The sequence below is a fragment of the Colwellia sp. MB3u-41 genome (genome assembly GCF_014076845.1).
Classification (GTDB): Bacteria; Pseudomonadota; Gammaproteobacteria; order Enterobacterales; family Alteromonadaceae; genus Colwellia_A.
Window position 1 is genome coordinate 1 of record NZ_JACGUT010000079.1, and the last position, 25,615, is coordinate 25,615.

The window sequence follows — 25,615 nt, forward strand, 5'->3', positions numbered from 1 at the left end:
AAGAGTTAACCGAAACAAAATCTCATTCGCTTTGCTTCGTTGCTACAGGCCTTGCCTGAAGCGAGATGCGTATTCTACGCAACTCTGTTTCGATGTCAACGTTTTATTTAATTTAATTTGAAGTTTCTTTCGAATATTCAAACTCTATTTTTAAAACGTTAAATTAACGAATAAACCCTAAAGCTATGTAGTTAACTTATCAAAACAGCTCTTTCGTGGTTCGTTTTAACTGACCCCCTTGGAACTGGAGCGCATTCTAGACATTTTCTAAAAAGGATCAAGCTCTATTTTCATCTTTTAGTTTGTTTGCTGTAAATAAAGACAATATGAGTAATATACTCTCTGATCGTTTAAATTTTTTGCGGTACTTAATTTAATAGTCTATTAATGAGAGTAAGTTGAACGTTAAAATAGTGCTTTTAATTAATATGTTTATTTAGTGTAGTAAACTTTTTAATTTTTGCTTAATATAAGTAAGGTGTTATTTACATATAAATGACACTTATCTTTTTTACAACTTTTGCACAATATTCAAAGCTAATAGCATCGCAACAGCAATTTAGTTTTTTAATTTAGAATTTAAAATAATAATTAGGTATTCATATATGAAGTCTCCTCAAAGGTTAACATTTATCGTCGCAGTAATATTTACTGTAATTGCTTACTTTTTATCAACGTTTATAGGCAACACACCAGTTATAACAGCTGTACTAGTTTTAGTTAGTGCTTTTATTGCTCCTCTTATTGGTACATCAAGTTCAGCAGAAAGTGCTGATGAAGAAGTAAAAACACTATATGTAGGGAATTTACCCTATAGAGCAAATGAGTCATCGATTAGAGAATTATTCTCTGAACACGGCCAAGTTCATTCTGTTCGTTTAATGAAAGACAAGCACACCGGTAAACGTCGTGGTTTTGGTTTTGTTGAAATGTCTGCCGATGCAGCTGATGCAGCTGTTTCATCACTCAATGATACTGAGTTTCAACAGCGCACGTTAAAAGTGCGTGAAGCGAAGGAACGTCCAGAAAAAAATGCCGAAGAAGAATAACATTACCGCTTTTTAATCTTTAATGATAAAACCCGCTTTAAAGTGGGTTTTTTTATCGATTAAAAACAATGATAACGCTTACTTACTTTTATTATCTGGCTTAATTGTATCAATCACTTTATTAAACTTGTCTTTGACTTCTTTATTTTCGCCAAATTCAGCCTTAAACACCGCATCTAGTAGTTGGCCAAAAGCATCCTCTTTTTTTGATAAAAGGGTGTTTGCTGCCTCTTGAAGTTGTTTAAATTGACCTAAAAAATCAATTAAGGGTCTCAGTTCTTTATTAACGCTTGGTAAATCTCTCTCGCCAAACTCAGCTATTTCTGTATAACTTTGACTAACATAACTTGTTTTAGTTTGTTGCATGTCCATACTAAAGTTAGCTATTTGGTCATTATCAAAACCGAGTTCAACCGATTTTTCGAAGGCTTGAACAACATTACCACTGAAAAAATCTTTCTGTAGTGAGTTTACATCTTTTATTAATGCTTCAATGGCCGCTTTCTCTTCATCATCGAGATCACCATCAACACTGTAGGAAAAATTCACCTCATTATACTCGCTACTTACCATAGTATAGTTCTCTGAAACGCCTCTGTTACTCTCTTGGTGCCGAGCACTTTTTTTATTGCCGTACTCTTGTAATTCGCTAAATGATATTGAAACAATATCACCGTCAGTGGTCGTAATACTAAGATCACTCTTTTTTGAGTTACTTACATAAAGTTCGCTGTTTAATGCTGCGTTTCTAATTTTTGGACTCTCTATATCTATATTACTCTTTGAATTTTTCTCTGCAGGAAATATCTTTTTATATAAGTCATCAATATTCTTATTAATAAGGTCGCGGCTTTTTTCAATACCTTGACCTAATTCATCATCAAATATTGATAGATCTTTTAAATCACCCATCGCTTGATCAATACCTAAGTTAGCTCCTGCTCGTCCTTGCTCAAACATTTCTTTTAATTCATCATCACTCGCACCATTAGCTTGCGCAGCAAGAATACTGCCACCGACAAAGTCCATAACCGTTCGAGCAACCGCTTCAAAATCAAAAATAGCAGATGAAGATTCACTGTTAATTAATGGTTCTTTAGCTATTATATTGCTCTGAACAACATTTTTATTGGGTTGTGTATAATTAAATTTTTCAAACTTTGCCGATATATGACTAGAAACTGACTGAAATATAATTTTCATAGTAATAGAAGCACGATTTCTTAGTGCTAAATTATCGAAAGACTCTGCTGGTATATGCTTTTTAACCGCTTCGTTTTTCATGTGTTCCGCTTGATATCTTTGCCCTTTGTAATTTGGCAAAGTTGTTTGATTATCAATTTTATTCATTACAATACTCCGGTATCTAATTAAAGGTTAACTAAACACAATTAAAGATCTACAGATCCTTAAATTTAATATGGTTATAATATCGGCATTTACAGATAAACCTTTAATCTTGAGCCCATCACACCAATAAAATTATAGACAAATGACTAGACAAAGTAATCACAGTCGCTAAACTCAGCGCTTCTATAATACTCGCTAATATTGAGTATAATGTCGTTTAATTATTTCTATGTTTAAGGCTTATATATGTTTAGTCACATCGCACCTCAATTTTATGATAAACAACTTGAAAATAAACAGGATGATATCGCTAAATTGTTTAGTGAATTTGACTTGCCTAGCTTTGATGTTTTTCGATCAGAGCCTATAAATTATAGATTAAGAGCAGAATTTAGGCTTTGGCACGATGGTGATGACTTGTTTTACATTATGTTTAATAGTGAAACAAAAGAAAAATATCGAGTAGATAATTTCCCTGTTGCTAGTGAGTTAATCAATCAGGCAATGAAAGCCTTGCTTGATGAAATTAAAGATAAACCTTCACTTCGTCATAGGCTGTTTCAAGTTGACTTTTTATCAACTCTAAGTGGAGAGTTATTAATTAGCTTATTATATCACCGACAATTAGATGAGCAGTGGCTGACTGATGCCGCTATGTTAAAAGCAACACTTTCGGCAATCGCCCCTGTTGACATTATTGGTAGAGCCAAGAAGCAAAAATTTATTCTTAATAAAGATTTTGTCACTGAGCGCCTAACTGTTGGTGATAAAACTTATATCTACGAGCAAGTAGAAAATAGTTTTACTCAACCCAATGGTCACGTTAATGAGCAGATGTTACTTTGGGCAAAGCAAGGCACTCAAAATATTGGTGGTGATTTAATCGAACTTTATTGTGGCAATGGTAACTTTAGCATCGCATTAGCTGAAAATTTTGATCGTGTGTTAGGCACAGAAATATCAAAAACATCAGTAAAATCAGCACAAAATAATATTGCTGCTAACCAGCTAAGCAATGTTGATATTATAAGAATGTCGAGTGAAGATTTTAGTCAAGCGATGAACGGTGAACGTGAATTTCGTCGTTTAGAAGACTTTGATCTAAAAAGTTATAATTACGATACCGTTTTAGTTGATCCTCCAAGAGCGGGGCTTGACCCTGACAGTGTTGAGTTAGTGAGTCGATTTGAACGTATTGTTTATATTTCATGTAACCCTGATACCTTAAAAGATAACCTCACTGAACTAGTAAAAACACATAACATTGAAAAATTTGCATTATTTGATCAATTTCCTTACACACACCATGTTGAAACCGGCGTTATTTTATCGCGTAAAAAATTAATTGATTAGGTTTTACTTTTTAAACCTCGGTTGCTAAATTCTGCAGCACCGCGAGCAATAAAGCGTAATTGTTGTATTGTTCGTAGTGCGATCTGCTGACGATCGTCTTTATCGACATCTAAAGCATCAGAGCCAGCACTGAATACAATAGTAACAGCAGCATCAGCTTGCAAAAAAGCCACATCTGCGTTTAATTTATTTGCTTGCTGTAAATAATCGCATAACTCTAAAGTGAAATAACGGACTTCTCGGTTTACTGCAGCTCGAAAAGCAGCTGACGTACCTGAGCGCTCTCGTAATAATAAGCGAAATATATTACCGTTACTTTCAATAAATTCCATAAAAGTAACGACAGAAATTTGAATAACAGAGCCTCCTTTTTCAATACGCTGTCTCGCTTGTCGCATTAACTGACGTAGAGTTAGGCCTGCTTCATCTACCAGTGTTAAACCTAATTCGTTCATGTCAGAGAAGTGTCGATAGAATGAGGTTGGAGCTAAACCTGCTTCTTTAGCGACTTCGCGTAAGCTCAAACTAGAAAAGCTCCGTTCGCTGCTAAGCTGCCCTAAAGCTGCATCAATTAATTGTCGACGTGTTTTTTCTTTTTGCTGTGCTCTAATGCCACTCATTGCTTAATTAACCTATTCTTTAGCTTAACCTTATCATACTGAATTCTCATCTATTTACTAGAAACTTGATCACTAATATTGTTTTATAAAGAAGGTAATATTACTTGGTAATTAAAATTATAATAAAAATTACCTTGACTGCAAAGTCATCAAAGTTAAAATAGTGTACACGTGTACACTGAAAATTTTAATTCAGTGTTCGTTTTTTTACAGATGGAATTTTTATTACATGAACAAACCTAAAATCGTTTGGCTAAATTTTAGTGTGTTTTTAATTACCTTTTTAGTAGCAGCAATAGCTGTTCCATATAGAGCAATAACACACGGCTTTGATAACACTGAGCTTACGGTTGCATTCTGCTGCTTTATTTATTGTGGTATGTCGATTACTGCCGGTTATCATCGTTTATGGTCACATAAAACGTATCAAGCGCATTGGTCTTTGCGTTTTATCTTTGCACTCGGTGGTGCATTCGCTTTACAAAATAGTATTTTACATTGGTCATCAGATCATAGAATTCATCATAAGCATGTTGATAATAATGAAAAGGATCCTTATTCCGCAAAAAGGGGCTTTTGGTATTCTCACATAGGCTGGATGCTACGAGAGTATCAAGCACATCGATATGCTAATTACGACAACACCCGTGATTTGCAAAAAGACCCTATAGTCATGTGGCAGCACAGAAACTACTTATTACTAACAATACTGATGAACTTTGGTATGCCCATAGTATTTGGCTTATGGCATGGAGACATTATAAGCAGCTTGCTTTTAGTGGGTTTCCTACGTTTGGTTTTGAACCACCATACAACTTTCTTTATTAATTCTTTAGCGCACATTTGGGGTAAACAAACTTACACCGAAAGAAATAGCGCTCGAGACAATGGTTTTCTTGCATTTTTGACCTTTGGTGAGGGCTACCACAATTACCATCATATTTTTGAAAATGATTATCGTAATGGTATTCGTTGGTGGCAATTTGATCCCACTAAATGGTTAATTAAAGGCTGTGAATTTTTAAAGTTAACTTCAAAACTTCGTACCTATCCAGATGATAAAATTGAGAAAGCTCGATTAGCAATGGTGCTTAAGCGTAGCCAAAAGAAGCTCCTAGCTCACCCAAATGCCGAACAGATGCGTGAAAAGCTTCAGCAAGAGTATGATTTATTAATTGCTAGAATTAATGACTATTATGATGTTCGTAAAAAATTACTTGCCAGTAAACGTGATAAATTAATTGCTGATGTTGAAAGTTCGGAGTTAGCTGCGCAGTATCAAGAGTTTAAACAGCACCTTGCTGACCAGCAACAACATTTTCAACGTTTATTAACACAGCTTGCATAAAACTTTCTTCTATTTAAGTATTACAGTGTAGATCACGCTTTTACATAGTCAGACGTCTAAATTCCTGCTAAAATTTTTAATCCTAGTAGGAATTTAAGGTAAGATTTTGGCAACCAAAAACAAAGCTAAAACAACGATAAAAATCATCAATGATTACGATTACGATGCAATCATTATTGGTACGGGTCCTGGTGGCGAAGGCACTGCCATGGAACTCTCTAAAAAAGAAAAACGTGTTGCCATTGTAGAACGCTATAAAGACGTTGGTGGTGGCTGTACGCATTGGGGAACTATTCCCTCAAAAGCTTTAAGACAAAGTGTTAGCCGACTCATTGAATATAATGCCAGCCCGCTTTTCAGAGGTCATGAAAAAGCAAAGCATTTAACATTTCCTGCTATCCTCAAACACGCATCATCCGTCATTCGCAAGCAAGTCCAATTACGCAGTGGTTTTTATGACCGTAACCGCGTTGAACTGGTTGCCGGAGAAGCTTCATTTATAGATGCGCATACGCTTAGAATAATTAAAAGTGATGGTTCTGTTGAGCAAATAACCGCAAAACAAATTGTTATTGCTACAGGTTCACATCCCTATAGACCAAGTGATATTGATTTCAATCATCCTCGGGTTTATGACTCGGATACTATTTTATCACTCAAGCATGATCCCCGTTCTATCATTATTTATGGTGCAGGAGTTATTGGCTCTGAGTACGCATCGATATTTAGGGGACTTGGAGTCAAGGTTGACTTAATTAATACACGCGATAGATTATTATCATTTTTAGATGCTGAGATGTCTGATTCTCTTAGTTATCACTTATGGAATAATGGTGTTGTTATTCGCCATGGAGAAGCTATTGAAAGTGTTGAAGCATCTGATGATTCTGTCGTTGTTCATTTAGCGTCGGGTAAAAAAATGCGTGCTGACTGTTTATTATTTGCTAACGGACGTACCGGTAATACTGCAGACTTAAAAGTTGAAAATGCAGGACTAACAGCCGATGGTCGTGGGCAGCTTAAAGTCAATAATCAATACCAAACCAGTGTAGATAATATCTATGCTGTCGGTGATGTTATTGGTTATCCTAGCTTAGCTAGTGCCGCTTATGACCAAGGCCGACTAGCCGCTTCAGCGATGATAGATCATCACAGTACCGCAAAACTTATTGCTGATATTCCTACCGGTATCTATACCATACCAGAAATAAGCTCAGTGGGTAAAACAGAACAAGAACTTACCGCTGCAAAAATTCCTTATGAAGTAGGTCGTGCTCAATTCAAACATTTAGCCAGAGCACAGATATCAAATAGTTTAGTGGGTTCATTGAAAGTGCTTTTTCATCGGGAAACCAAAGAAATATTAGGTATTCATTGTTTTGGTGAAAATGCTGCTGAAATAATTCATATTGGTCAAGCTATTATGCAACAAACCAATGGGGGTAATACGATTGAATACTTTGTTAACACTACGTTCAATTACCCAACAATGGCTGAAGCATTTCGTGTTGCAGCGCTAAATGGTTTGAACCGTTTATTTTAAATAATAAGTACTAAATTAACGAATAAGAAAGGTATGTTACGAATGAATAAATTAATTTTAGCGTTATTTATTTTTATCGGCATACCTTTTTTTATGGTTCAAGCTGCGGAAAAAAAGCATCAAAAAAGTGAAGAGAAGAGCTATAGTCTTTATTTGATTCGCCATGCTGAACAGAAAACAGATCAAGACGATCCAGGACTAACACAATGTGGGAAGTTTCGTGCTAGGCAACTGGCCAGTATTTTAGAGCATGCAAAAGTAAAAAAAATATACAGTACGCGCTACCAGCGCACTATGGCAACGGCTGCTCCGCTGGCACAACAACAAAAGCTTGCAATAAAGAACTATGCCCCAAACAAGTTAGAACAACTTGCCCGGCAACTAATGAAAGAGAAAGAAAACACGGTTGTCTTCGGCCATAGTAACACCACACCACAATTGGCTGAATTAATAAGCCAAATATCAGTATTACCGATGACAGAAAAACAATATCGAAGCATATATCAAATTAGTGTTTCAAACAAAAACCCTCAACTAACCTTGTTAATGCAACCTCTCGTTTGCAAATAAAACTATAATAAATTATCTGCAGTGCCTTTTCGACCCGCGCGAATTAACTCAATGTGCTTAATTGAAAAAGGTGTTCCCCATTGTTGAGTCGTCATCATACCCGTTAGCGCATTTCCTCTCACTTTAATAACAGCACCATCTTGCTGAAATTCTTTATTTAAGTTCATCGGCAACCAATGCTTACCTTCTTTGGATACTAAACCAAAGAAACCGCCTTCCAAATTCATATATTTTACTGTTGCTGTAAATGACAGCTGTTTCAGGTCAACTTTAGTTTGAGAGGGTTTGACTGACACTTTAGAAACCTCTGATTTGGCAACAACGTCTAATTGAGCCGACTTATCTATTGGATTAGTTGATTTTTGCTGGCATGACATCAAAATACCAACAGATAAAACAACACAAGTCATTTGTTTAAACATACTGCACATCCTTAAATTGATCATGTTAATTAGAGAATTGGCGATAAAGAAAAGCAATTCTTAGGGCTTACTTTTATGATTACGCTGATGAGTGGTTATTGCTTAGATTCTTCTTTTTCAGCATCTATTATTTCGTCAATTTTATGCTTATTGCCACAAATAGCCTTCTGCTTATCATTACGATAATAACGAACATCAATGCAATCCACTTGAAAACGACGTTCTAATTCAGTACGTATAACAGGATGACCTTTAGCGTTAGTGATTTGGCGTTGCAATGACTGGCAAATTTTAATTTCTTCACTGGCAATTGTTACATCTTCACAAGCCTTTTCAGTGGTCGAACACCCTGTTATTGTCATTAGCGCAAGCGTTGAAAAAAGATAAATATGTTTCATAGTGGTGGTTTTATTTCATTTTTTGTTAGCAGTTAACGCCATTATAGTCAGCTATTATTGTTAACGATACCTTTTCTTATCTGGCTTGCCTGAAGTTATTTTCATAGAAACTCAATTAAGCAAATAAAAAAGCCATTACAAGGTAATGGCTTTGAGAGAAGAAAACGCCTAAGTCGCTAATACTTTTTCAAGTTGTGGCTGCTTTTTCTTACGCTTAAATACCTTTTTCATATCTTCAATAATAAGGTATAAACTTGGGATCAGTACCAGTGTGACGATAGTTGCAAATAATACGCCAAATGCTAAAGATATGGCCATTGGAATAACAATTTGTGCTTGCGCGCTGACTTCAAAAAAGATAATAGGTACTAAACCAATAAAGGTTGTTAATGACGTTAGCATAATAGCTCTAAAGCGTTTAGTACCAGCATGTATTACTGCATCTTTTAGTTTAACGCCTGATTTCCTGGCATTGTTAACATAGTCAACCATGACTAAGGAGTCATTAACGACCACACCAGACGCCGCTAATATTCCCATAAGAGATAATGCACTTAAGTCCATATCTAAGATAAAATGACCAAACACAGAGCCAATAACTCCAAAAGGAATCACCACCATAATCATCGCCGCTTGCGAATAAGATTTCAACGGTATTGCCAATAGTGAGAATACAATCAGAAACGAGATAGCACCATCACGTATCTGACTATTTAGACCATCTATTTCTTCTTGAATACTGCCCGACAATTCGCTTTGAACTTTTGGAAATTTTCTTAACAGTTCGGGAATAAAGTTGTCTTTAATATCATTAGCAACTTTAAATGGCTCAACTTGCTCAGCATCGACACTTGCCCAAACGTTAATGGTCCGATTACCATTTTCACGACGAATACGTGTAACCCCCTCTTGTAGGGTAATATTTGCCAGTTCTGACAAAGGTAATTCAGCACCATTAGCTGTTTTTATCATAACATCATCGACATGGCCAACAGAGCTTCGTTGATCAAGTGGGTAACGGATCATCACCTTCACCTCTTCGCTGTCACGTAAAATACGCTGTGCTTCTAGACCATAAAAACTGTAGCTCACTTGTGAAGCAATATCGGCTAAAGTTAAGCCTAAACTATAAGCTAATGGCTTCAATTCAAATTGAACTTCTTTGGCACTGGTTTGACGACTATCATTAACGTCGCCAATACCTTTTAAAGAGTTAAGTTTAGTTTTTAACTCTCTCGATGCGGCGAGTAATTGTGCATCGTCTTTACTTTCTAATCTAAAGGCAATATCGCCATCATCTCGACCGGAGCCAAATAAGTTATCACCAATAGTAAACGATTTTACACCGGGATAATTAGGAATAGCCGCGCGCCATAAGTCAGCCAGTTCAAAAGTATTCATGGGCCGTAATTCAGGTATCACTAATTTAACCATCAATTGACCACTGGTTCGGCTGCGTAAATCAACCTGCATATCAGAGATCATTGACTGCCCGTATTTCGCTTCAATCTCTTTATCAATGGTATTAATAACACCTTGAATATTTAACAAGGTTTGCAAGGTCGCCTTTTCTGAGGCATCAACATTCATTTCAACATTAATACGAGGAAAATCATGTGGGATCTTAGCTTGACCAACGGAGCGAACAAAACCGCCATTAAACAATCCCGCACAAATTAGCATTAGACTAATAAAAAACATTAATACCGCGTAACGATAGCTAATAAAAGTGATTAACGCGGGTCGATAAATATTATCAATAAAGTTTTTTAGTTTGGTATCAATCCACCGACGTAATATATCGACTGGATTTTTAGGATTAAAAGCCTTAATTTTCATTTTTACCAAATGTGCGGGTAAAATAAGCTTTGACTCAATTAAAGAAAAAATTAAACAAAGGATCACGACTGAGCCAATCGCTTTAAAAAACGCAGCGGAAGGGCCTTCACCAAACAGAAAAGGCAGGAATACAGCAATAGTTGTCAATACACCAAAGGTCGCTGGCATAGCAACACGTTGGACACCACGAATAACATTTTCAGTACTATGGCCATTCTGTTCTATTTCTTCATGAGCACTCTCACCCATAACAATGGCGTCATCAACAACAATACCTAACACTAAAATAAAGGCAAACAAGCTAATAACATTAATAGTGATATTGATAAACTCTAATGGCATAAGAAATAAAGTACCGAGGAAACAAACGGGTAAACCCATCATTACCCAGAAAGCTAAACGAACACGTAAAAATAGCGCTAACATTATAAAAACTAATATTGCTCCACTTTTCATGTTGTCTATCATCATCGTTAAGCGACCTTCAAGATAGTAGGTCATATCAACCCAAGTTTCTAACTTAACGCCTTCAGGAAGTATCTTCGCTTTGTCATCAACATACTTTTTAATGACTTCTGCAACATCAGTAATACTTTGATTATTGGCCGCGCCAATAAAAATAGTGACTGAGTTTTCACCATTAAATTTTGAATACTGTAAGCCTTCTTTAAAACCATCAATAACTGTAGCAATTTGGCCTAATAAAACTTTAGTACCATCAGCTAAGGTAACAACAGGTATTTGCTCAAACTCATGTCCCCGATAAGCTTGGTTCTCAACACGTAAGTTAATATAGCCATTTTCTGCACGAATTTGTCCTGCAGACATATTACGTGAATAACCACGCACCGCTTGAGCAATATCGCTAAAACTTAAATCATATTCGCGTAACTTATCTTTACTCACCTCAATGGATATTTCGTAGTCTAGCCCACTGTATAATTCTGAAATGTTAATAAAAGGCAGCTGTTGAATTTCGTTATGAACTTTTTGTCCTAACTCTTTCAGCTCACCATTGGTTAAGTCGCCATACAGACTGATGTACATCACTTCTTGGCGAAACTTTTCACGCTCAACTTTAATACGCTCCATGCCATCAGGGAAACTAGAAATAGAATCGATAGCTGATTTAACTTCTTCTAAAACAATTTGCGGATCATAATCAAGGTCAACTTCAAACCAACCATTTGAAAAATTACGGTTTGAATAGGTAATTACGCGCTTTAAACCCTGAACTGTTTCCAAAGCTTCTTCAACTTTAATCGTTATACCTTCTTCAACTTCTTGAGGCGCAGCCCCGGGGTAAGGCGCAGTATAGGAGATCCAATTGATATTAATTTGTGGGAACATTTGTTTATTAATAGTGCTAATGGTAAAAAAACCACCCACTAAAATAAATATCATCAATAAGTTTGCCGCCACACTATTACGGGCGAACCAAGCAATTAAGCCTTTATTGGTATCATCCATCATCTAGTCCTTAGTGCTTGCGATTTGTGTTTCAGGAGCTTCTTCAGTAGTTACTTGATTTTTACTACCTTGTAAGGCTAATTCCATACCGTCAATCGGATAGTCTAATGCTGAAACAATGATTTGATCACCTTCATTCAAACCATCAGTGACGATCATATTCGAACCGTCCTCGCGAGCAATAGTAATATCGACATAGTGCAATGTTGAGTCAGCCCCTAAAATAGCAACGCGACCATTGGTAACAAGGTATCGGGGAAGTAAGGTTACACCTTTAAGGCTAACACCAAAGATTTCTGCTGTAACATAAGAGCCAAAGCGAATGGGAGTATGCTTGAGTGTTTCTTTTTTAGTTTTTAAGCCATAGGGGTCTTGAACTTCAGCAACTAAATAGCTCATACGGCTTTTGTTATCAACAACACCTTCACTGCGTACGATCCTTGCTTGCCAAATTATATTTTTACCTGCATAAGTGCCAATCAAATTAACCTGAGCGTCTTCACCTTGCGAGACTAAAAACTGCAGCTGATTATCTGCAACGGGTAAACGAACTTCAGCAACACCTGTCCCGAATAATTTACCGACTTTACTACCCGTACCAACAAAAGATCCTAAACCAATCGTACGGCTTGCAATCATTGCATCATACGGCGCTCTAATTTCGGTACGCTCTAAATTACGCTTTGCAAGAAGTACTGAAGCCTGCGCTGATTTAACATGAGCAAGTTCCTGTGCTAATTGTGGTTTACGCAAACTAAGTTCGGTAGGAGACGTATCTGTAATTCGCTTCCATTCACGTTCCGCCACTTGACCTTGGGCACGCTCTGTTTCAAGAGAAGCACGTGCCGAAGCCATGGTCGCTTCAGCATCAATAAGTGCAGCTTGATAATCATTTGGATCAATACGTGCAAGCAATTGATTTTTAGCAACAAAACCTCCACGTACAAAAACATCCGCCAATTCAATGACTTCACCGCTAACTTGTGCCACCAATTCAGTTTCATATTTAGGTTGAACAACACCATATGAATTAACGGTAAGGTCCATTGGCGCAATATGAATTTTTTCAACGGCTACGATGGGCCTATTGTCAACTTCAGCTTTTTCTTCTGGTGGCTTCTTCATACTTGAAAGGCCAAAAAGCAATAAGAAGCCAACGATTAGAATGGCAATAGGGATGATAATTTGTTTTTTACGTATCACTGTTATGTCCTCATAAATGTGATCAAATACAATAATTCTTTTAATTGTATATAGAGTAACTAATTAATGGTCTATACAAGCAATTAAGTTGTAAATCCTTGTTACAAGATACGAGCCGAAATAATGGATTAAGAATACAAACATTCATAAAAATTAAAATAATAATTTATAACAATAACTTACCTACTTTATTTTTATTCATAGAGAAAAAAAAAGGCTGCACTTAAAAATCAGCCTTTTGAACTATTAGTACTTTTAACCAATATTTATACTTTTATAAAAATATTTCTTCGATATAGCCAATAAAGGACTAACCACTGAAGAAACACCATTCCACTAAAAATCATAAAGTGGTGCCAACCAACAGGCAAAATATTGATAATGCCACCAAAAATACTTTGTAACGTATATTGCCAATCAATGATGCTTGAACCTAAATAAGCGATGATTGAGTTTGTACCGATAACCGCGAAAAATTTAGCCCATAAGGTAAAATCTAATACATCAATAAGCCAATAAAAGAAGGTGAGTAAAAGTATACTGTAGCCAATAGTCACTAACGTAAATGAACTTGTCCATAATATTTTGTTAATAGGGAAAAAGATTCCCCATAAGTAACCTAACGCTAAAACAGATAAACCCATAATAGGCAAGCCAATTAATAGTTCTTTAGGAGATGATATATTTTTTATCATATAACGACCAATGAATACACCGGCTAGTGCATTTACTATAGAGGTAACGTTAGAGAGTATGCCTTCGGGGTCAATAGCCATTTCTTGATAAGTTATACCGGGTAATAAATTTTGATCAAACCAAGCGTTCAATGCACCGTTGGCTGAAAAATCGCCCCCTCCATAACCACCCAAAGTAACAAAATTTAAGAGTAGCCAATACCCTATTAAAAGAACGCCTGCGACTAACCATTGTGTTTTTTCACTCGCATACCAAACCAACATAGCAGCCACAAACCAAGCAATACCTATACGCCCCAAAACGCTAACATAACGAATGCCATCAAGTGATGCAGGGATACCGTTGCCCCAGCCATGGTTGTATAAGATACCAAAAATTATTAACAGCAATAAACGCTTAATACCATGATGTAAAATTGATTTTGCTTGCTCTGGTTCATAACTTGATAAGGGCTTTGCTGCAATACCTAAGCTAACACCCGATAAAAAAATGAAGAGTGGAAATATTAAATCATAAGCACGAAATCCGTGCCAAAGACTGTGTTCCATTTGCTCGGCAAATATCGCTAGAATAGGCCAACCGGTTAGTATGAACAATCCGGCAAATAAGCTTTCTGCACCCAAAATCCAAAACATATCAAAGCCACGTAAAGCATCAATAGAGAGTAGCCTTTTATTCTTTACTTTTGTTTTTTGAATTTTTAAGTATTGTTCACTCACCATTTTTAGACCTTTAATTAACACTATTTTTAACGCCCCACAAAAGACAGCGCTGTCATATTTATTTGCATCATAATATTACCAAGATGAAATAGCAATTAGACACAATTTGTTATCAAATATAATCATTATCTACTTGTTTTCTTTATTGCCGAGCGTAACAATAAAATGATGGTCTTAACTTAAGGAATGTAGATGCTTACTAAAATCAGTTCATTTTTTCAAAATCTAGCTAATGATTTAGCAGACAACGCCACAAAAGACAATGCTAACGAGGTTACTATAGAGCTAGCCTGTGCTGTACTTTTATGTGAGGTTATGCGTGCTGACGGACACTTTGATCAACATGAGCAAGCTAAGCTGGCTATCTTATTGGTCGAACAGTTTAATTTAAATGAAGAAGAAGTTAAGCAAGTTATTGACGAAGCATTAATGCAAAGTGAACAAGCAACTGATTTTTATCGATACACCTCAAAAATCAATCAACACTTTTCCATTGAGCAACGCATAACAATGGTCGAGCATTTGTGGAAAATGGCTTATGCTGATGGTGAACTGGTAAGTATTGAAGAGCATGTTATCCGTAAAATCGGCGATTTACTTCAGCTACGCCACGCTGAATATATTCAAACCAAACCAAGAAAATAACATCTTTCATTTTTGATATGCGTTATTATAGCGTTTAAGATTTCATATTAATTTTCTTGGTAAATTCAAATGGCCGATATTGGTAAATATAATACCCTTTCTGTAGTTGCAGTCACCGATAAAGGTGCTTATTTAGGTGGTGGGGAACTCGGTGAAGTATTGTTACCAAACCGTTTTGTTCCTGAAAATTGTAAAGTAGAAGATAAGATTACTGTCTTCATTTATCTCGACTCTGCTGAGCGCATCGTTGCCACAACCGATAAACCATTGGGTCAAGTTGATGAGTTTGTTTCATTAAAAGTTAAGCAGTTAAATAAAATGGGTGCTTTTCTTGACTGGGGTTTACCTAAAGACTTACTTGTTCCTTTCAACCAACAACACACCGCGATGGAAGAAGGGAAATATTATTTAGTACGCATTTTCCTTGATACCACAACAGACCGCATTGCCGCTTCAAGTAAACTCGACAAATATATTGATATTTGGCCTGCTGATTACCAAAAGTGGGATAAAGTTAAATTGATGATTGGTGGAAAAACTGACCTGGGTTTTAAAGCAATAATCAACGATAAACATTGGGGCTTGCTTTACGACAATGAGATTTTTCAGCCACTACGCGTTGGTAAAATTATTGACGGTTATATTAAAAATATACGTGAAGACGGCCGTATTGATTTGTCACTCTCTCGTTCAGGTGAAGGGAAAGTAAACGATTTCGCCGATAAATTATTGGCACATATTGCAGAAAACGACGGTTTTAGTCCATTGCATGACAAAAGTTCGCCTGAACTCATTCAGCGTATTTTAGGTGTTAGCAAAAAAACTTTTAAAGCTACTGTTGGAAACTTACTGAAGAAAGATAAAATTACTATTGAAAAAAGTGGTCTTCGACTTAAATAAATATTTTAATATGATTAATAATTTGTAGATGAGGTTTCAACCTCACCTACAAAGTTACTGTTTTACTTCTTAGAAACTCCCTCGAATACCTACCGTAAACCCTCTTGCAGGTAATGGTGAAACATTTTTAAGAAATGACGTATGCACTCGTGCTTCTTCGTCTGTTATATTATTCACTTTCAAAAATGCCACCATATCGTCGCCCAGTCCATCAATGAAAAAATTAATGTTAGCATCAATCATAGTGTAACCGCTTGTTTTACTTTCTAATTCAGCCGTATCTGATTGTTCAAAGTAATGAGTAGCACTTAGCTCAGCAGAATATTTGTCAGTAACATAGTTAAATTGACCACCAACACGCATCGGAGGAATTCTTGGTAAGTTATTGTTGTCATTATCTGTAAGCTTTGCGCGGATATAATCCGTAAATACCGTTGCTTTAAGCGTTGGCGTTAACTGATAAAACAACTCAGCTTCTACGCCATACATCACAACATTATTTTGTTGAAATACATAAACAGGTAAACCTTCACTTTCGTCTGCGTGGTCATCCTCAACAGCTTCATCGTGACTATCATGTCCGTCTTCTGCGAATAATCCGGTATTCGCTTGGTAATAATAATCGTCAATATGATTATAAAAAGCACTGGCAACGAAACCAAAGTCCCCTTCAAACTTTCTCCACGTGAGATCTAGATTATAAGCCGTCTCTAACTCAACATTTTGGTCAGACAAGTCTACATGTAGCTCATGGTGTTCTTCATGACTTTCCTCATGCACAGTAAATAATGCCCCGACTTCATAAGTACTTGTACCTATATGAGCACCGTTCGAAAACAATTCACTCGCTGAAGGTGCTCGCTGAGAAAACGCAGCAGAGAATCCTAAATTATAACCCGTTGAGTATTCCCATACAGCGCCTAAAGACGCACTTATAGGCGTAAAGCTTTGCTTATCAAAATAAACCGCTGCTTCGTTATGGTTGTCGAGTTCATCATCATGTTCATCATGCAAATCTACAGCGCCACTCGCACTCAGTTCTACATGCTCAACCCGTACCCCAACTTGCCACAAGACATTGTCTACATGTTTTTCTTCAAGCCAAGCAACGGCAATAGATTCTGTATTCGAAGGAGGGGTGAATGCTTCTTCTCCAATCGCTTTAAAATCATTCTCTTTATAATGTAATGTCCATGCACCTTTCCAACCGTCAACAGCTTGATGGTAAAGATCAAAGCGTGTTTCTAACATCTCATTATTAAATTGAGTACCTACTTCACCTCCTTCAATTTCTTGATGTTGGTAATCTGTGTAAGCAGCTTTACTAATCAAGCGATTAATAAAACTGTCTTCAAAACTAATTTCACTCAATAGTTGATATCTGTCTTGTACTAAATCACCAAAAACAGCGCCTTCTTCACTGATTTCAGTTCCTGTTTCTTCATGTTCTTCATCACCGTGTTCTGAATGCCCAGGAATACCGTAAGTTCTTTCCATTCGTCCATACGAAACACCAATATATCCTGCGTCAAACAAATAACTTGAACCAACGGTAAAACCTGATGACTTCGAGGCACTGTTCTCTAGAATACCTTTAGTTTCTTCGCCTTCATGTTCATCATGATCTTCTTCATGCTCATCATGGTCTTCTGCTGCAGTCGCATAGCCTGGGATCTTGTAATCATTTGATTCACGCCAAAAAGCATCAAGGTGTAAGGCTAAACTTTTGTAACCGGTATTAATACTTAACGTCGCTTCACTTTCATCAGCAACATCATTGTGTTTAAGTAAATAGTCAACCTGATTATCAATGGTTTTTGGTATTCTATTATCAACAACATTCACCACACCACCAATCGCGCCACTGCCATAAAAGAGTGTTGAAGGCCCACGTAAAACTTCTACCTGCTGTGCTGTACCAGCTTCGGCTGCAACCGCGTGGTCAGGTCCAACACGCGAAGCATCTCCTACGTCTAAACCATTTTGCGTGATCAACACTCTTGGTCCGTCCATACCGCGTATTATCGGACTACTTGCAACTGGGCCAAAATAACTTGAATGAACTCCGACTTCATTTTTCAGTGTTTCACCTAAAGTAGATGCTTGCTTTAAGCGCAAGTCGTCACCTGAAATAACATTCACCGGCAATGCTGACTCAATACTCGATGAATGCAAAGGTGTAGCATAAACATCGACCACTTCCATAACAGTAGCCCGCAGTGAAATTTTCACCTCGGTCATGTCTTTATCGGTAATGGTGAAATACTCGTTGATATGACTAAAGTTTTTAGCGCTAACATGAACTTCTACTTTACCAACACCAACGTCACTAAAAGTAAATTGGCCTTTTTCGTCAGTAACTACTTTATATTTAGTATTAACCAAAGAAACTTTAGCTTTCGCAATCCTGTTGCCATCGGCATCAAGTACTACGCCTGAAAACTGTTGCGCATGGCTGGCAGCGCCGACCATTAATAATGATAAGGCACACAAAGGTGCAATTTTATTGATATAAATTGATTTCATTTTTTTTCCAATAGATAGATCTAAAGGAGATTAGCGATTAAGCTAATTTCCTAAATTGTTTATTTTTGAACTGTGTTTATTTTTATCTATTGAATAGGGGGGGCACGTAACTGTGGTATCAAATAAAATGGCGTGTAACGATTAACTATAATTAACGTTTGCGTGAATTGTTGATAATTACTGACGTTAACCCGTTTTAAGGTGATATTATTCTTTGGCGTATCAATGTTATGCTGACACAGTTTACATTGCTGTAATTCAACATTATCAGGTATTAATTCACCATGCGAACTATGACTAAGCGTGGCGCACAGAAATGCAGACATGATCAATAAACTTATTATTGATTGCCGACGCTGTGAAAAAAACTGTGTAAATAAAAAGTAATTACTACGCATAGGTTGTTACATTATAACAATTGATAGGTTATTTCAATCCCTGCAATAAGAAATAGTACTTCTTGTTATTAATATCCCGATTTATAGCAAAAAAATCGTGTTTTTATCCTACAGCGCAGCATAAAAAAGTCATCGACAATATACATTACCTATTGCCGGTGACTTTATATCACTAATCACTTTATTGAGTGTAAGTTACTGCGTACCACCAACCGTCATTCCGTCAATTTTTAACGTAGGTTGTCCAACACCAACAGGAACACTTTGCCCGTCTTTACCACAGACACCAACACCTGCATCAAGTTTTAGGTCATTACCGACCATACTGACATTCTTCATCGCTTCAGGACCACTACCAATTAACGTAGCACCTTTAATTGGCGAGGTAATTTCACCATTTTCAATAAGGTAAGCTTCAGAGCTGGTGAAAACAAATTTTCCAGAGGTAATATCAACCTGACCACCCGCAAAGTGCGGCGCATAGATGCCTCTTTTTACAGACTTAATGATATCTTTCGGGTCGTGTTCACCTGCCAACATATAAGTATTAGTCATTCTTGGCATAGGTAAATGCGCATAAGACTCACGGCGACCATTACCTGTAGGCGCGACGCCCATCAACTTCGCATTATGCTTGTCTTGCATATAGCCTTTAAGAATACCTTTTTCGATCAACACATTGTATTGTCCGGGTGTTCCTTCATCATCAATTGAAATTGAACCACGACGGTTAGCAATAGTACCGTCATCAACAATAGTGCATAAATCAGAGGTTACTTTTTGACCGATTCTTCCTGAAAATGCCGATGAGCCTTTACGATTAAAATCGCCTTCTAAACCGTGCCCAACCGCTTCATGCAATAAAACACCCGGCCAACCCGAGCCAAGTACCACAGGTAACATACCGGCCGGCGATTCTATTGCCACAACATTGACTAAGGCTTGACGAACCGCTTCTTCTGCATAAGCTAAATAACGCGCTTTACCATTTTCAAGCTCAAAGAAATAGCTATAATCTGTACGAGCACCACCACCTGCACTGCCCCGTTCACGTTTACCATTATCTTCAACGAGTACTGAACAATTTAAGCGAACCAGTGGGCGTATATCTGTCGCAAAGGTTCCATCACTAGCCGCAACAAGTATTTTTTCATAAACGCCCGATAAGCTTACAATAACTTGCTGAACACGTTTATCAATCGAACGTGCATGGGCTTCAACTTCATGCATCAAGGTGATTTTTTGTTCTTGCGCTAAACTGCCTAAAGGATCAATATCTTGATAAACTGATTTAACCGCTTGGCTTTTAAAAGCAAGTACTCGACCATTCTGTTCTGCATTAGCAATACCTTTAGCTGCGTCGGCTGCTTTTTGTAAAGCCATTGGAGATATGTCATCAGAATATGCAAAACCTGTTTTTTCACCTGATATTGCCCGTACCCCAACGCCACGTTCAATATTGTAAGAGCCTTCTTTGACTATGCCGTCTTCTAACATCCATGATTCATGGCTACTTGACTGAAAATATAAGTCCGCTAAATCAATTTTACGTTGATATATATTGTTTAACGTTTGATCTAAAAGATCTCGGTCAATTTGACTATCTGCTAAAAGTTCACGCTCAACACTATTCATATTTTTCACTTATCGTATTAATTTATTTAATTTTGGAGTTTTTAATGTGTTTTCAAATTGATTATGTTCGATAACAGGCATTGCTTTTCTTACTTTCTCTAGTGCTTCTCGAGAAAATTCAATACTAATGCTACCAATACCTTGCTCTAAACAAGTGAGTATTTCCCCCCAAGGACTGATAATCATACTGTGGCCCCATGTTTCTCGACCATTACAGTGAATACCCTGTTGACCTGCAGCGACAATATATACTTGATTTTCAATAGCACGTGCTTGTAATAATATTTGCCAATGTGCTTTACCCGTAACCGCAGTGAACGCACTGGGAACTGTAATAATATCAGCACCCAATTGCTGAAGCTGACGATAAAGCTCAGGAAATCTTAAGTCATAGCATATTGTTAAGCCAATATTGACCGTTTTACTTTTCAAGCAACAAATTTTATGACCTGCTTGAGTATAGCGAGATTCTCGATAACTTTTTTCGCTATCTTCAACATTCACATCGAATAAATGTATTTTATCGTACTGTATTAATTCTTCACCTTGTGGTGAAAAAATACAACTACTGTTCGTAAACTTGTCTTCAATTTTGGGTGAAGTGACCAGAGGAATACTGCCGGCGACTAAAAACACTTTATATTTTTTAGCCAATTGCGCAAGTTTGTCTTTTAATAAGAGTTTCGACACACTTAACTGCTCCGCGTCTTTTCCTCCAAAAAACAAGCAACACTCGGGTAACACAACAATATGTTCATCATTGGCTGAATGCGGTGCTAAGCGTGCTAGTTCAGCATCAATAATCACAAGGTTTTCTTCAACATTAGGCACTGAGCATAGTTGTATTGCCGTCAATCTAACCATCTAAGTTGATTTCCTTGTGATCTTTAATACCCTTATCTTTATTCCCAAAATCAACAGAGGGATTATTATTTTTTTGAGGTATGGTCTCAATAATTTCAGGGGGAGTTGAACGACCCACTTTAATATTTTGAGTTTTCTTATCAACAACTTTGATTACAGGTAACTCTATCGGCCCTGTAACTTCAATTTTATATTCAGAAACAACTTGAGAAGTAATAACACCATCGAGGGCCAGTGCGCCAATAAAGGTCAGCGGGTTTAATGTTGCGATCCAAGCAATTGCAGGTAAGCTTGACGTTAAATTAGGTTTATAAGACATTTTATAATCTAATACCTGATCATTTAAGTCGGTATTACCTTTAATAGACAAATCGCCTGCTGCACCTTTCATAAAGGTATTATCAGTATAAATCACACCGTTTTTAACTTCAAAATTACCTTTAATGGAATCATAAAACATACCATCACTAAAAATATCTCGAAAATCGAACTTCAATTTACGTACCAGTGACTGTAAGCTCAGTAATGAGAAGGCTCTAGCTGAATCAGGCACTTCTGCTAAATACCCATCAGAGAGTTCAACGTTGCTAATACCATTAAAATTTTCTAATTTGAAATCGAAAGGGCTACCCGTCCAATTAACTGCATAATCTAAGTCTAACTCACTATCTTTGATGGTTGAAGGGTAACCTAATTTTTCCATTTCACGATCAAAGTTTTTAGCTTGCAGCTGACCTGTAATGTTTGTTTGCGAAATATCTTTACTGTGTTGCCAGCTTGCATCAAAGTTTAATTGTGTTTTACCCCGTTTAGCCGTAAATTTCTTTATGGCTAAGGTATCGGCAGTGGATCGTTCAATCGAAAAATCAACGTCACCGAAATCAAAACGTCCATAGGTACAACTGGTACATTTTGCACGAATAGGTGGAATGTTAGCAAAAATAATATCGTTGCTGAGACTCTCTTCTAATGATTGTTGAATAGCGGTTTGCGTTGCAAGTTCATCTTCGACGGCTAAATGAATGAAGTCAGCATCAATATCTATGCCTTGCTGATGCCAGTCAGGATAAAATTTAGCTTTAACTCGCGCTTCTCTGGCTTGTAACTCAAGTAACCACCATTGTTCATTATCAAGTAAATTAAAAGACACGTCGGTCAATTCCTGCCCTAACACATCAAGTTTCGCAACCTGACCACGGATACGTTTAGGTGCACTTAACAGCGCAACACTGTTTTCTTGTGTATTCGCCGGCACTTGCGCTATTGCATCAAGAATATCTAAAATTAACGGCTGCCATTCAGTCACCGATGCCGTAAACAAATTAGTGGTTATATGGAAACCTTCGGTAGGCAACAGCATATTTTCATTACCGAGTACTAAATGTGCCTTATTAAATTGCACTTTACGATGATTTAATTCTCCATAAAAATTCAGCTCTTTACCTATTTGAGCATTAATGACTGATAAATTTTTCTGACCAGATACATTTACGAGCAGATTAACGGCTTCTCCAGCTATTTTTTTATAGGGGGACGGCAATGAAAAAGTTAATTTATCAAAAGTTGAATCAAGCAGTAACTCATAGGTAATACCACCTTGGCGATACATTCTAAGGCTTAAGTCACCTTGCCAATCTAACTGTCCGCTTCCATACTTTTTCAGTATTTCAGGTAGCTCTTTTTTCCAAGAAGATTCAGGCCATTTCGCTTGTAAGTTAATCAATGTTTGATAGTATTCACTGTGGTTGTTATTTGCTTCTATCGATAAGGCTAAAGGCATTTCGCGCCAATTTAACGTTAAGCCTGCGGTATTTATAACATCATTTTTGTAAGTTAACTCGCCATTAACTTCGGTAAAGTTCATGGCGGGCGCTTGTAGGGCTAATTGATTATTTTTAAATTCAACTTTACCACTAGCCACAACACTGTCGAGATCATTCAAAGGTAGATTTAGCGCAAAGCTACCCGAAATTTTTTGTGATACTTGTAACTGGTTTAGGGTTTCTCCCACCGTTTTAACCAGCGGACTATTATTCATTAAGTCACTTACTGCACTGGGTTGGGTATCTTTAAATTTCGCTGCAACCGTCAATATTTGCTGACCTTCTAAATCATCAATAGCAACCTTAACACCCGTAACATCAATACCCGTGAGTTCACCACCTCGAGCTGTTATTAGCATACTGTTGTTGGTGAAATTTAAGTTAGCAGAAAAGTCATTAATCACAGGCCAGTTTGAGTCAAACTGAAATTTACTCTTCTTTAATTCAGCATCAACAACAAAAATGCCACTATTATCATTAAAAGGAAATTTATTTAAGGGGCCATTAAAAAGAACCTGAGCTTGTTCAAACTCTCCTTCAATAATGGCTGCATTTAGATAGTCAACAAGATTGTTTCCCATCAATAAATGAGGGTAATAATAGTCAGCAAGCTTAGCATCACCACGGTGCACATTCGCGAGTAATGCCATCGTAATGGCTTCATTGTCTTGTGCTTTAATTGCTATATCTGCGGTGGCGTGCAATTGCTTTGATATCATTTCAATTTGCTGAACTTTCACTGATAAGTTAACAGCGGCGAAGTCCACATTTACTTGAGCAGCAATTGATTGATAGGGAATAGGATAGATAAAGTGTTTATCAAAATCGAGCTGGCCATTTTCTGCTAACAGCTTAATCTGCAAATTTTGTTGAGCAAAGCTAAGTGCTCCACTGACATTTTCTATACCCGGAATGCCTTGGCTAAATGAAGAAGTAACGTCTGAAAATCGTGCCAGAGCTTTAATATCATCATTATTATCACTTTTCAGTAAATAAACGTCACTAATTTGACCTACTGGCGACAAATTATTTAATAATACTTGGCTTTCGGGATGCCCAGAAAAAAGTGGATAAAGATCAGCTAAACCAAAGAGCTCTAACGAAGAAATGTAAGTCAGCAAACCATTAGTTGTTCTTTGGGTACTTATGGTCAAAGGCAGCCAGGCCCTGTCATTCGTATAAAATTGTAGGGGTGTTGTGGTGGTCGTTATGTTGTTGGTATCATCAAAATTCTCAACAAGTATATTGCCTTCGTTTATACGAATAGAGTGCAGCTCATCATTGAAAAGCCAACTCACTTCATTGTCACCTAACGCTATTTGTAATTTATTAGCCTTACCTTTGTTTAGAGTGTACCAAGCACTAAAATTAACGGATGAATATGTTTTTTCATTTTCGATTGCAAATATTTTATCGAGCCAAGGAGTAACATTTAGTTTGTTTGCTTGAAAGTACAACTGACCACTTAACTCTCGAAGATTTTGCCCTGAAGCGTCAAGGTTAAATTTAATGTTATTTGACGTTAACCCATCAATTAGCATACTGCCCGTAGCACGATGACGGTTGCCACTGTTCACCCAAACAAGTTGGTCAACGAGAAAAGTTCGGGTTATCGCCTCATCTTTTAAGGTGATTTTGCTATTTGTCAGGGTAAAACGGTTAATCTGCTGAAATAAAGCATCGGTAATCGTCTCGATAAGTGAGCTATCTTCTGCGGTGTTATCTTTTTCTTCTAATAATATTTTATCAAAAAAGATTTGCGCCCCAACTAATGTTATATCTTGCGTGATTAACTTTTGATGTCGTAAGCTTCCCCAAAAATCAATCGTTAACTCCATGCTTGCAACAAATACATCAGCCGTTTCAGTATCAAGCACATTAACTTGTTCAACAACGATTGTCGGCCCATTAACGCCCCACTCCATGGCTAATGAGCCAATGGTTATGTGCGTATCATAAGTTTCATTAAGGTAGTGTTGAAAGTTTTGATGGAAATTATGTGCATACGGTAGAGATATACGAAACGCACTGATCAATACGGCAAAAAGTACTAACAATATTGCCAATACTTTATACAGTCTATTTAACCAACGATTCGAAACAGCTGAAATACTCATAAAATGAATTTACTACATACTCTATTAGATTAATGTTTACTTTAATTGGTTAATTTATTTACTGTGTAACTAAACCCTGGAACTATCACCTACATGTTAGTATCAAGATCATACAAAAAGGCTA

General features: G+C 36.9%; 19 protein-coding genes. 7 read left to right on the top strand and 12 right to left on the bottom strand.

Translation table 11 applies throughout. The annotated features are described in order from the left end of the window. Positions 1-605: 605 nt before the first annotated feature. Positions 606-1,049, top strand: a complete 444-nt coding sequence (locus tag H4J73_RS11300; RefSeq protein ID WP_182180771.1) for an RNA-binding protein — start codon at positions 606-608, stop codon at positions 1,047-1,049. A 78-nt stretch (positions 1,050-1,127) separates the two neighbouring features. Here H4J73_RS11300 and H4J73_RS11305 read toward each other — a convergent pair whose 3' ends face one another. Beyond that, entirely contained in the window at positions 1,128-2,399 is a 1,272-nt protein-coding gene (locus H4J73_RS11305) for a DUF5610 domain-containing protein (protein ID WP_182180773.1), read from the bottom strand. 246 nt (positions 2,400-2,645) lie between these two features. On the opposite strand from H4J73_RS11305, the gene trmA reads away from it, so the two are divergent. Beyond that, positions 2,646-3,752 carry a tRNA (uridine(54)-C5)-methyltransferase TrmA gene (gene trmA / locus H4J73_RS11310; RefSeq protein ID WP_182180775.1) on the top strand — a complete coding sequence of 369 codons (1,107 nt, stop codon included), beginning with the start codon at positions 2,646-2,648 and terminating at the stop codon, positions 3,750-3,752. Here the strand turns inward: trmA and fabR are convergent. Further along, complete coding sequence (gene fabR, locus H4J73_RS11315) at positions 3,749-4,372, bottom strand: HTH-type transcriptional repressor FabR (protein WP_182180777.1); 624 nt, start codon at positions 4,370-4,372, stop codon at positions 3,749-3,751. The genes trmA and fabR overlap by 4 nt on opposite strands. Before the next feature lie 229 nt (positions 4,373-4,601). On the opposite strand from fabR, the gene H4J73_RS11320 reads away from it, so the two are divergent. The 3 genes from H4J73_RS11320 to H4J73_RS11330 all read left to right on the top strand — a co-directional run bounded on the left by H4J73_RS11320 (position 4,602) and on the right by H4J73_RS11330 (position 7,833). Continuing rightward, positions 4,602-5,720: a fatty acid desaturase gene (locus H4J73_RS11320; protein ID WP_182180779.1), complete on the top strand. Its 1,119-nt coding sequence runs from the start codon at positions 4,602-4,604 to the stop codon at positions 5,718-5,720. Between the two features lie 106 nt (positions 5,721-5,826). Beyond that, positions 5,827-7,263, top strand: a complete 1,437-nt coding sequence (gene sthA, locus H4J73_RS11325; protein WP_220460071.1) for a Si-specific NAD(P)(+) transhydrogenase — start codon at positions 5,827-5,829, stop codon at positions 7,261-7,263. 42 nt (positions 7,264-7,305) lie between these two features. Next, the gene (locus H4J73_RS11330) at positions 7,306-7,833 is read left to right on the top strand and encodes a histidine phosphatase family protein (RefSeq protein WP_182180780.1); all 528 of its coding nucleotides are present in this window, start codon (positions 7,306-7,308) and stop codon (positions 7,831-7,833) included. A gap of 2 nt (positions 7,834-7,835) precedes the next feature. Here the strand turns inward: H4J73_RS11330 and H4J73_RS11335 are convergent, their stop codons facing one another. From H4J73_RS11335 to nagX, 5 genes are all read right to left on the bottom strand, one after another. Beyond that, a complete protein-coding gene (locus H4J73_RS11335) occupies positions 7,836-8,255 on the bottom strand; it encodes a hypothetical protein (RefSeq protein ID WP_182180781.1) in 420 nt (139 codons plus the stop codon). Between the two features lie 95 nt (positions 8,256-8,350). Continuing rightward, complete coding sequence (locus tag H4J73_RS11340) at positions 8,351-8,653, bottom strand: hypothetical protein (RefSeq protein ID WP_182180782.1); 303 nt, start codon at positions 8,651-8,653, stop codon at positions 8,351-8,353. Positions 8,654-8,821: 168 nt separating this feature from the next. Then, entirely contained in the window at positions 8,822-11,962 is a 3,141-nt protein-coding gene (locus tag H4J73_RS11345; protein WP_182180827.1) for an efflux RND transporter permease subunit, read from the bottom strand. 3 nt (positions 11,963-11,965) lie between these two features. Next, the gene (locus tag H4J73_RS11350; protein ID WP_182180783.1) at positions 11,966-13,165 is read right to left on the bottom strand and encodes an efflux RND transporter periplasmic adaptor subunit; all 1,200 of its coding nucleotides are present in this window, start codon (positions 13,163-13,165) and stop codon (positions 11,966-11,968) included. Between the two features lie 266 nt (positions 13,166-13,431). Further along, positions 13,432-14,583 (bottom strand): transmembrane glucosamine N-acetyltransferase NagX, encoded by a 1,152-nt coding sequence (gene nagX, locus H4J73_RS11355; RefSeq protein WP_182180784.1) that lies wholly within the window; start codon positions 14,581-14,583, stop codon positions 13,432-13,434. 192 nt (positions 14,584-14,775) lie between these two features. Between nagX and H4J73_RS11360 the strand changes: the two genes are divergently transcribed. After that, positions 14,776-15,228: a TerB family tellurite resistance protein gene (locus tag H4J73_RS11360; protein WP_182180785.1), complete on the top strand. Its 453-nt coding sequence runs from the start codon at positions 14,776-14,778 to the stop codon at positions 15,226-15,228. Positions 15,229-15,297: 69 nt separating this feature from the next. After that, a complete protein-coding gene (locus H4J73_RS11365; RefSeq protein WP_182180787.1) occupies positions 15,298-16,128 on the top strand; it encodes a S1 RNA-binding domain-containing protein in 831 nt (276 codons plus the stop codon). A 69-nt stretch (positions 16,129-16,197) separates the two neighbouring features. Here H4J73_RS11365 and H4J73_RS11370 read toward each other — a convergent pair whose 3' ends face one another. From H4J73_RS11370 to H4J73_RS11390, 5 genes are all read right to left on the bottom strand, one after another. Further along, positions 16,198-18,654 carry a TonB-dependent receptor gene (locus tag H4J73_RS11370; RefSeq protein WP_182180789.1) on the bottom strand — a complete coding sequence of 819 codons (2,457 nt, stop codon included), beginning with the start codon at positions 18,652-18,654 and terminating at the stop codon, positions 16,198-16,200. An 86-nt stretch (positions 18,655-18,740) separates the two neighbouring features. Continuing rightward, on the bottom strand, positions 18,741-18,980 hold the full coding sequence (locus tag H4J73_RS11375) for a hypothetical protein (protein WP_182223161.1): 240 nt from the start codon (positions 18,978-18,980) through the stop codon (positions 18,741-18,743). A gap of 267 nt (positions 18,981-19,247) precedes the next feature. Next, the gene (tldD, locus tag H4J73_RS11380) at positions 19,248-20,687 is read right to left on the bottom strand and encodes a metalloprotease TldD (RefSeq protein ID WP_182180792.1); all 1,440 of its coding nucleotides are present in this window, start codon (positions 20,685-20,687) and stop codon (positions 19,248-19,250) included. Positions 20,688-20,696: 9 nt separating this feature from the next. Further along, the gene (locus H4J73_RS11385) at positions 20,697-21,551 is read right to left on the bottom strand and encodes a carbon-nitrogen hydrolase family protein (RefSeq protein WP_182180794.1); all 855 of its coding nucleotides are present in this window, start codon (positions 21,549-21,551) and stop codon (positions 20,697-20,699) included. Continuing rightward, positions 21,544-25,491 (bottom strand): YhdP family protein, encoded by a 3,948-nt coding sequence (locus H4J73_RS11390; RefSeq protein ID WP_182180796.1) that lies wholly within the window; start codon positions 25,489-25,491, stop codon positions 21,544-21,546. The genes H4J73_RS11385 and H4J73_RS11390 overlap by 8 nt, the downstream gene beginning before the upstream one ends. Between the last annotated feature and the right edge of the window lie 124 nt (positions 25,492-25,615).

Excerpts from the sequence above, each read along its gene's own strand:
- H4J73_RS11300 (WP_182180771.1), top strand. The coding sequence starts at position 606 with ATGAAGTCTCCTCAAAGGTTAACATTTATCGTCGCAGTAATATTTACT.
- H4J73_RS11305 (WP_182180773.1), bottom strand. The coding sequence starts at position 2,399 with ATGAATAAAATTGATAATCAAACAACTTTGCCAAATTACAAAGGGCAA.
- trmA (WP_182180775.1), top strand. The coding sequence starts at position 2,646 with ATGTTTAGTCACATCGCACCTCAATTTTATGATAAACAACTTGAAAAT.
- fabR (WP_182180777.1), bottom strand. The coding sequence starts at position 4,372 with ATGAGTGGCATTAGAGCACAGCAAAAAGAAAAAACACGTCGACAATTA.
- H4J73_RS11320 (WP_182180779.1), top strand. The coding sequence starts at position 4,602 with ATGAACAAACCTAAAATCGTTTGGCTAAATTTTAGTGTGTTTTTAATT.
- H4J73_RS11330 (WP_182180780.1), top strand. The coding sequence starts at position 7,306 with ATGAATAAATTAATTTTAGCGTTATTTATTTTTATCGGCATACCTTTT.
- H4J73_RS11335 (WP_182180781.1), bottom strand. The coding sequence starts at position 8,255 with ATGTTTAAACAAATGACTTGTGTTGTTTTATCTGTTGGTATTTTGATG.
- H4J73_RS11340 (WP_182180782.1), bottom strand. The coding sequence starts at position 8,653 with ATGAAACATATTTATCTTTTTTCAACGCTTGCGCTAATGACAATAACA.
- H4J73_RS11345 (WP_182180827.1), bottom strand. The coding sequence starts at position 11,962 with ATGGATGATACCAATAAAGGCTTAATTGCTTGGTTCGCCCGTAATAGT.
- nagX (WP_182180784.1), bottom strand. The coding sequence starts at position 14,583 with ATGGTGAGTGAACAATACTTAAAAATTCAAAAAACAAAAGTAAAGAAT.
- H4J73_RS11360 (WP_182180785.1), top strand. The coding sequence starts at position 14,776 with ATGCTTACTAAAATCAGTTCATTTTTTCAAAATCTAGCTAATGATTTA.
- H4J73_RS11365 (WP_182180787.1), top strand. The coding sequence starts at position 15,298 with ATGGCCGATATTGGTAAATATAATACCCTTTCTGTAGTTGCAGTCACC.
- H4J73_RS11370 (WP_182180789.1), bottom strand. The coding sequence starts at position 18,654 with ATGAAATCAATTTATATCAATAAAATTGCACCTTTGTGTGCCTTATCA.
- H4J73_RS11375 (WP_182223161.1), bottom strand. The coding sequence starts at position 18,980 with ATGTCTGCATTTCTGTGCGCCACGCTTAGTCATAGTTCGCATGGTGAA.
- tldD (WP_182180792.1), bottom strand. The coding sequence starts at position 20,687 with ATGAATAGTGTTGAGCGTGAACTTTTAGCAGATAGTCAAATTGACCGA.
- H4J73_RS11385 (WP_182180794.1), bottom strand. The coding sequence starts at position 21,551 with ATGGTTAGATTGACGGCAATACAACTATGCTCAGTGCCTAATGTTGAA.
- H4J73_RS11390 (WP_182180796.1), bottom strand. The coding sequence starts at position 25,491 with ATGAGTATTTCAGCTGTTTCGAATCGTTGGTTAAATAGACTGTATAAA.